The sequence below is a fragment of the Frankia sp. CoWAU3 genome (assembly GCF_977971855.1).
This window is the reverse complement of sequence record NZ_CDWWXB010000081.1, coordinates 6875-13585: the sequence shown is the minus strand read 5'-3', so window position 1 is coordinate 13585 and position 6711 is coordinate 6875. Positions and strand designations below refer to the sequence as shown.

Here is a 6711-nt window from a genome sequence, read left to right as displayed (position 1 = left end):
GCAGGCGGGGTCAGGTCCGCAGCGTACGGGTCAGCGAACCGCGCCCCGGAGTCGCCGAGGTCTCGGCGGTCATCAGCCGAGGTGCCCGGGTGGCCGCACTCGCGCTGCGCATGGAGTCGTCCAGCGGACGCTGGCGGGTGACGACCCTGCAGGTGGGTTAGTGCGGCCACCGGCCCCGGAGATGGATCACTCGGTGTTGCGGCGCGCCGGGTCGCCGTGGCAGCGCTTGTACTTGCGGCCCGACCCACACGGGCAGGGTGCGTTGCGAGCGGGACGCGTGCCCGCACCGGGCTGCGCCGTGCCGGCCTCGCCGCGGGCGGCGCTGAGCGCACCGTCTCCAGCCGGGCGGCCCAGTCCCGACCTGCCATCCACGGTCGTGACCGGCCCGGATCCACCGTCGACCGACGGCGCGGTGTAGCGCAGGCCACCGGTCGGCCGCCGCGGCTCGAGCCCCTTGACGAAGACCGGCGGCGGTGCGGACGGAACCGGTGAAGGGGGTGGCGGAGTCTGACGGGCCGCCGCGGGGCGAACGGGCTGCGCGTCCGCGACGGGACCGGCGCCGTCCGGAATCGTCGGCACCGCCGGAGCGGGCAGGGTCGCGGCTGCGGCCGGCGGTGCGGGAGCGGCGGACACGGCCGGCTCGACGCCCACCGACTTGGCGGCCTCCTCCTGCCCCGCGACCTGGACCTCGACGTTGAACAGCAGCCGGACGGACTCCTCCTTGATGCCCTCCATCATCGTCTGGAACATGTCGAAACCCTCACGCTGGTACTCGACCAGCGGGTCCCGCTGTCCCATCGCCCGCAGCCCAATGCCCTCCTGCAGGTAGTCCATCTCGTAGAGGTGCTCGCGCCACTTGCGGTCCAAGACCGCGAGGACGACCCGTCGCTCCAGCTCCCGCATGATCGGTCCGCTGTCGGGGCCGTCGCCGAGGTCGAGTTCCCGCCGGTCGTACGCCTCCTGCGCGTCGACCTGGATGTCCTCGAGCAGGTGATCGGCAGTGAGCCCGTCACGATCATCGACATCGGGTGCCACCACACCGACCGGGTAGAGCTGCCCGAGCGCCGTCCAGAGCGTGTCGAGATCCCACTCCTCCGGGTACCCGTCGGCGGTGGCGCCGCGCACGTATCCCTCGACGGTGTCGTCAACGAAGTGACGCACCTGCTCGTGGAGATCGGCACCGCCGAGGACCTTGCGGCGCTCCTCATAGATCACGGTGCGCTGCTTGTTCATGACCTCGTCGTACTTGAGGACGTTCTTGCGGATCTCGAAGTTCTTCCCCTCGACCTGGGTCTGGGCCGATCGGATCGCCCGAGTCACGATCTTCGATTCGATCGGGACGTCCTCGGGGATGTTCAGCCGATCCATGATGCCCTCGACCGCAGCCGCGTTGAACAACCGCATGAGATCGTCACCGAGGGAGAGGTAGAAGCGCGACTCACCGCGGTCGCCCTGCCGGCCGGCCCGGCCACGCAGCTGGTTGTCGATGCGCCGGGACTCGTGCCGCTCGGTGCCGAGCACGTACAGGCCGCCGGCGTCGACGACCTCCTCGTGCTCGGCCTTCACCGACTGCCTGGCCTTCTCCAGGGCCTCCTGCCAGGCCGCCTCATAGTCCTCGGGGGTCTCGATCGGCGAGAGGCCGCGCTGGCGCAGCTCGGCCTGGGCAATGAACTCCGGGTTACCGCCGAGCATGATGTCCGTACCACGACCGGCCATGTTCGTCGCCACCGTGACGGCGCCCTTGCGGCCCGCCTCTGCGATGATGGCCGCCTCCCGCTCGTGGTGCTTGGCGTTGAGCACCTCGTGCGGCACACCACGCTTGCGAAGCTGCTTCGAGAGGTACTCGGACTTCTCGACGCTGGTGGTGCCGACCAGGACCGGTTGGCCCTTCTCGTGCCGCTCGGCGATGTCCTCCACCACGGCGTCGAACTTCGCGATCTCGGTCTTGTAGACGACGTCCGGCTGGTCGAGCCGGATCATCGGCTTGTTCGTCGGGATGGGGACGACCCCGAGCGAGTAGATCTGGTGGAACTCGGCCGCCTCGGTCATGGCGGTACCGGTCATGCCGGAGAGCTTGTCGTAGAGCCGGAAGTAGTTCTGCAGCGTGATCGTCGCGAGGGTCTGGTTCTCCTGCTTGATCTCGACCTTTTCCTTGGCCTCGATCGCCTGGTGCATTCCCTCGCTGTAGCGACGACCGTGGAGCACGCGGCCGGTGAACTCGTCGACGATGAGAACCTCACCGTCGGTAACGATGTAGTCCTTGTCCCGCTTGTAGAGCTCCTTGGCCTTCAACGAATTGTTCAGGTAGCCCACGAGCGGGGTATTCACCGATTCGTAGAGGTTCTCGATGCCGAGCTGGTCCTCGACCTTCTCGACCCCGGACTCGGTGATGGCCACCGTCCGCTTGCCCTCTTCGACCTCGTAATCGACATCGCGTTCGAGCAGCGGGGCGATCCGGGCAAACTCCGTGTACCACCTGGTCGGATGATCCGCTGGACCGCTGATGATCAACGGCGTGCGGGCCTCGTCGATGAGGATGGAGTCCACCTCGTCGACGACCGCGAAGTTGTGGCCACGCTGGACGAGCTCCTCCGAACTCCAGGCCATGTTGTCACGGAGGTAGTCGAACCCGAACTCGTTGTTGGTGCCGTAGGTGATGTCGCAGGCGTACTGGGCCCGCCGGACCGCCGGCGGCATCTGCGGATGGATCACCCCGACGGTGAGGCCGAGGAAACGATGGACCCGGCCCATGTTCTCGGCGTCGCGCTGGGCGAGGTAGTCGTTGACGGTGATGACGTGCACACCCTTACCGGCCAGCGCGTTGAGGTAGGTTGGCAGGGTCGAGACCAGCGTCTTGCCCTCACCGGTCTTCATCTCGGCGATGTTGCCGAGATGAAGGGCCGCGCCCCCCATGATCTGCACATCGAAATGCCGCTGGCCCAGCGTGCGCCGCGCAGCCTCGCGCACGGCGGCGAAGGCCTCGGGTAGCAGGTCGTCGAGGGTCTCCTTCCCGTCCGCGAGCCGCTGGCGGAACTCGTCGGTCATGCCTCGCAGTTCACCGTCGGACAGGCCGGTGAAGTCGTCCTCGATCAGGTTCACCTGCTCGGCGATCGCCTTGAGCTTGCGCAGGATCCGGCCCTCGCCGGCACGCAAGATCTTGTCTAGTACCACGGGCGAAACTCCTCCGGCAGGCGCGTCGGCGAGGTCACCGACTCCACGATGCTAGCCCTTCGACAGCCGCCTACAACATCCATCCGCGCGCGGTTCCTCCGGCTGGGACCGGTGAGGAGCGGGCGACGGGAAGGGGTGCCGGCGAGCGAGGCCAGGGGTCGTACGGACGGGAACGACCAGAACGGGATGACAACACGGCGTGCATGGTCCGCCCATGCCACGCCGCACTGTCCAACGACCGGGAGCGCGGATGGGTGCCCTGGATCGGCGGCAACGGTGGCGGCCGGTGCAAGGTTGGAGTGTGGCACCTCTCGAACCGGCGGAGATCACGGCGGGCCGCCTACATCTGCGCCCCTGGCACCCCCGGGACGCCGACGCCGTACACCTGGCCTGCCAGGACCCGGAGATAAGCCGGTGGACGAGAGTCCCGACGCCGTATCTGTACCAACACGCGGTGGACTTTGTCTCACGCCAGTCGCCGCAGAGCTGGGCCAGCGGGACCGGGGCGCTGTTCGCGGTGGTGGATGCCACGACCGAGCAACTCCTTGCCTCGGTCGGACTGACGGATCTCTCCGGCGACGGCGACGCGAAGATTGGTTACTGGTGCGCGGCGCCGGCGCGCGGGCGGGCAGTGACCTCCCAGGCCGTTGCCGCGCTGACCCGCTGGGGTTTCGGAGCTCTGGGGCTGGCCCGGATCGAGTGGCGGGCCGCGGTGGGCAACCTCGCGTCCCGCCGCGTGGCCGAGAAGGCCGGTTTCACCGTGGAGGGCACCCTGCGCCGGGCCCTGCTGCTGGGCGACGGTAACCGGAGGGACTGCTGGGTGGGATCGCTCCTACCGGACGATCCCGCGCCGCGGTGACGCCCCCCGACCGGGCCTCAGGTGATCTCGAGCAGCTTCTCCCGGACCGCGTACACGACCGCCTCCATCCTGGAGTGCAGCTGGAGCTTCTCCAGGATGTTGCGGATGTGGTTCTTGACCGTGTTCTCACTGATGTAGAGCTGCTTGGCGATGTCACGGTTGTTCATGCCCTTGGCGACGAGCCGCAGCACCTCCATCTCCCGGTCGGTCAGCCGGGGGGTAGGGAGCTGCGGACGGTCATCCTTGTTCTTAATCATGGCTGCGAACTCGCTGAGCAGCTTCGACGCCATGGACGGGCTGATGAGGCTCTGCCCCCCGTACACCGCGCGGATGTCCGCGGCGACCTCGTCGATAGAGATCTCCTTCAGCAGGTAGCCCATGGCCCCCGCCTTAATCGCGTCATAGAGGTCGGCCTCCTCGTCGCTGATGGTCAGCATGACGATCTTGGCGCTCGGGACAGCCTCCTTGATGGCGCTCGTGGCGTCGATCCCGCCACGGCGCGGCATCCGCACATCCATGAGCACGATGTCCGGCGCCATCTCCTTAGCCATGGTCACCGCCTCGGCACCGTCCGCGGCCTCCCCGACGACCTCGATGTCAGCCTCCTGCCCCAGCACCATCTCCAGCCCACGCCGGAACAGCGCATGGTCGTCAACGATCAGCACCCGGATGGGGTTCGCCTCCGATGGCGTCGGCAGCCTCTCCTCAGAGCGCTGCTCCTCCACCGTCATCTGACCTCCCTGGACCACTGCCCGCGGCGCACCGCCCCGCGTGCCTCCACGCGGGGCGGTGCGCCGTGTACTCCGACACCCGAGGCAAATGGTCGCACGTCGGCCGGCGGACTCGGCCTTCAGATCGTCTAAACGGCGGCGGCCGAGCTCACGAAGGCGCCTCGGGTTGGCGACGGCCGCTCGTCCCGCTGGTCGGCGCCTCCCGGCCCCGACCTGCCGGCCGCCGCCGAACCGGACAACCGGATGACACCGTAGTCGTAACCGACCCGCCGGTAGACAACGCTGGGGAGACCAAGATCGACATCGAGGAAGAGATAGAAATCATGCCCCACCAGTTCCATGTTGGACAGAGCCTCCTCCAGCGACATCGGCTCCGCCTCGTGGGTCTTCTCCCGGACAATCAGCGGAGCCTGCTCGCTCTGCTCGCCCGCACCGATCCTGGCGGTGGATTCGTCGGCCGGGGCGGCGACGACCGGCCTGGATCCGCCGCTGCCACTCCTTCCGGCGGCACCGGCCTCCTCGGCACCGGTCGGTAGGGCAGCCGCCGGCTTCGTGCCCTCCAACGGCATGAGACTGCCGAGCGGAACCGAGGTGATCCCGGTCGGCTTGGCTCCAGCGTGGTTGGCGTGGTGGCGGACCCGCCGGTCGGCGGCCCGGCGCAGCCGCTCGGCCAGTTTGCCGGCGGCCAGGTCGAGGGCGGCGTAGCAGTCGGCCGCGGCGGCCTCGGCCCGGATCACCGGACCCCGTGAGTACACGGTCAGCTCGACCCGGTCGCAGACGTCGGACAGCCGGGGGTTGCGTTCCTTCGACAGCTCGACATCCACCCGGATGATGTTGGAATTCAGCCGTTCCAACTTGGCGATCTTGGCCTGGACATGATTGCGGAACCGTTCCGGAACCGCGGTGTGCCTGCCCTTGACCACGATGTCCACGCGATCCACCTCCTGTTCGCCTGTCCGACGCCCACGGCCCTCGCCAAAGCTGCCGACCGTGCGCCGGTGTCTCGGAGCTTCCGGAGGGAACCGTCTCCGCCGGGCCGAGACGATCCCCCGGGCGCCCTATCTACGGTTGTCGCACCTTCCCAACGTTCTGCGGCTGGCTGCCCGCATTCGGCTCCCTTCCCTTCAGCGGCGGCGCTACTCCGTCCGCCGGCCCGGTATCCGCACGACGAGTGCACTGCGACCGACAAGTGGTCACTCCCGCTCCGTCGGGCCACTCGGCCGTTGCGCCGACTGCCTGGTCAGGCGGTGCGTACTGGTAGTTTCACCCCGACGGCCCCGTCATTGCGAGCAAGCGGTCCCGTCCGCGCGTCGGGCTCGAAGCAGCCACCACGGCGACGGCGCTCGCCCGCAGGGCGCCGGCTCGTAGGGCCCGTACCGCCTCACCCGCTGTGGCTCCCGTCGTCAGTACGTCGTCGACCACGACGATGCACGGGTCCGCGGGAGGTCCGTCCGAAAGATCGTCGGCGGCCCGCACCAGCCGGGCCGTGCGGGCAGGACCGACCAGGCCGAAGGCGCCCGTGAGGTTGACGAACCGTGCCGCCGCCCCCAGCCCGGCTTGGTCCGCCGTGTGCCGCACCGGCCGCAGCACGGGAGCGATTCCGACCCGGTGCCCGCGTCGGCGCAGGACCGCGGCCGCCACGGAACACAGCAGCTCTAGGTGGTCGAAACCACGCCGACGCCGCGCGGCGCGGTTCGAAGGCACCGGGACCAGCACCACACCGCGCCCGCGAGGACAGCGACCGGGATGCACGTCGGTGGCACCCCCCGCGCCCGACGACACCGCCCGCGCTACCGCGCGGGCGAGCGCACCGCCCAGCGGACCGGCCAGGTCGCGCCGGCCACGCTCCTTGTAGGCGAGAAGGAGCGCCCGGACCCGGTCGGCATAGCGGGCGGCGGCCAGGCACGGCGGCAGCCCTCGCCGCCACGGGGTGGCCAGGGAGCCCGCGGC

The 6711-nt window shown here is 69.2% G+C and carries 6 protein-coding genes; 2 read left to right on the top strand and 4 right to left on the bottom strand.

Translation table 11 applies throughout. From position 1 onward, the window contains the following. On the top strand, positions 1–161 hold a 161-nt coding region (locus AC08ON_RS09620), incomplete at its 5' end, for an Rv3235 family protein (RefSeq protein ID WP_476616806.1). 25 nt (positions 162–186) lie between these two features. Here AC08ON_RS09620 and secA read toward each other — a convergent pair. Continuing rightward, positions 187–3171, bottom strand: a complete 2985-nt coding sequence (gene secA / locus AC08ON_RS09615; protein ID WP_476607325.1) for a preprotein translocase subunit SecA — start codon at positions 3169–3171, stop codon at positions 187–189. A 301-nt stretch (positions 3172–3472) separates the two neighbouring features. Between secA and AC08ON_RS09610 the strand changes: the two genes are divergently transcribed. Then, positions 3473–4030, top strand: coding sequence for a GNAT family N-acetyltransferase (locus AC08ON_RS09610; RefSeq protein WP_035940907.1), 558 nt, complete (start codon positions 3473–3475; stop codon positions 4028–4030). A gap of 17 nt (positions 4031–4047) precedes the next feature. Here the strand turns inward: AC08ON_RS09610 and AC08ON_RS09605 are convergent, their stop codons facing one another. The 3 genes from AC08ON_RS09605 to AC08ON_RS09595 all read right to left on the bottom strand — a co-directional run. Next, positions 4048–4761 (bottom strand): response regulator, encoded by a 714-nt coding sequence (locus AC08ON_RS09605; protein ID WP_476607324.1) that lies wholly within the window; start codon positions 4759–4761, stop codon positions 4048–4050. Between the two features lie 128 nt (positions 4762–4889). Then, the gene (gene hpf / locus AC08ON_RS09600; RefSeq protein ID WP_476607323.1) at positions 4890–5693 is read right to left on the bottom strand and encodes a ribosome hibernation-promoting factor, HPF/YfiA family; all 804 of its coding nucleotides are present in this window, start codon (positions 5691–5693) and stop codon (positions 4890–4892) included. A gap of 331 nt (positions 5694–6024) precedes the next feature. Beyond that, positions 6025–6711, bottom strand: a 687-nt coding sequence (locus AC08ON_RS09595; protein ID WP_476616804.1) for a ComF family protein, incomplete at its 5' end; no start/stop codon positions are given.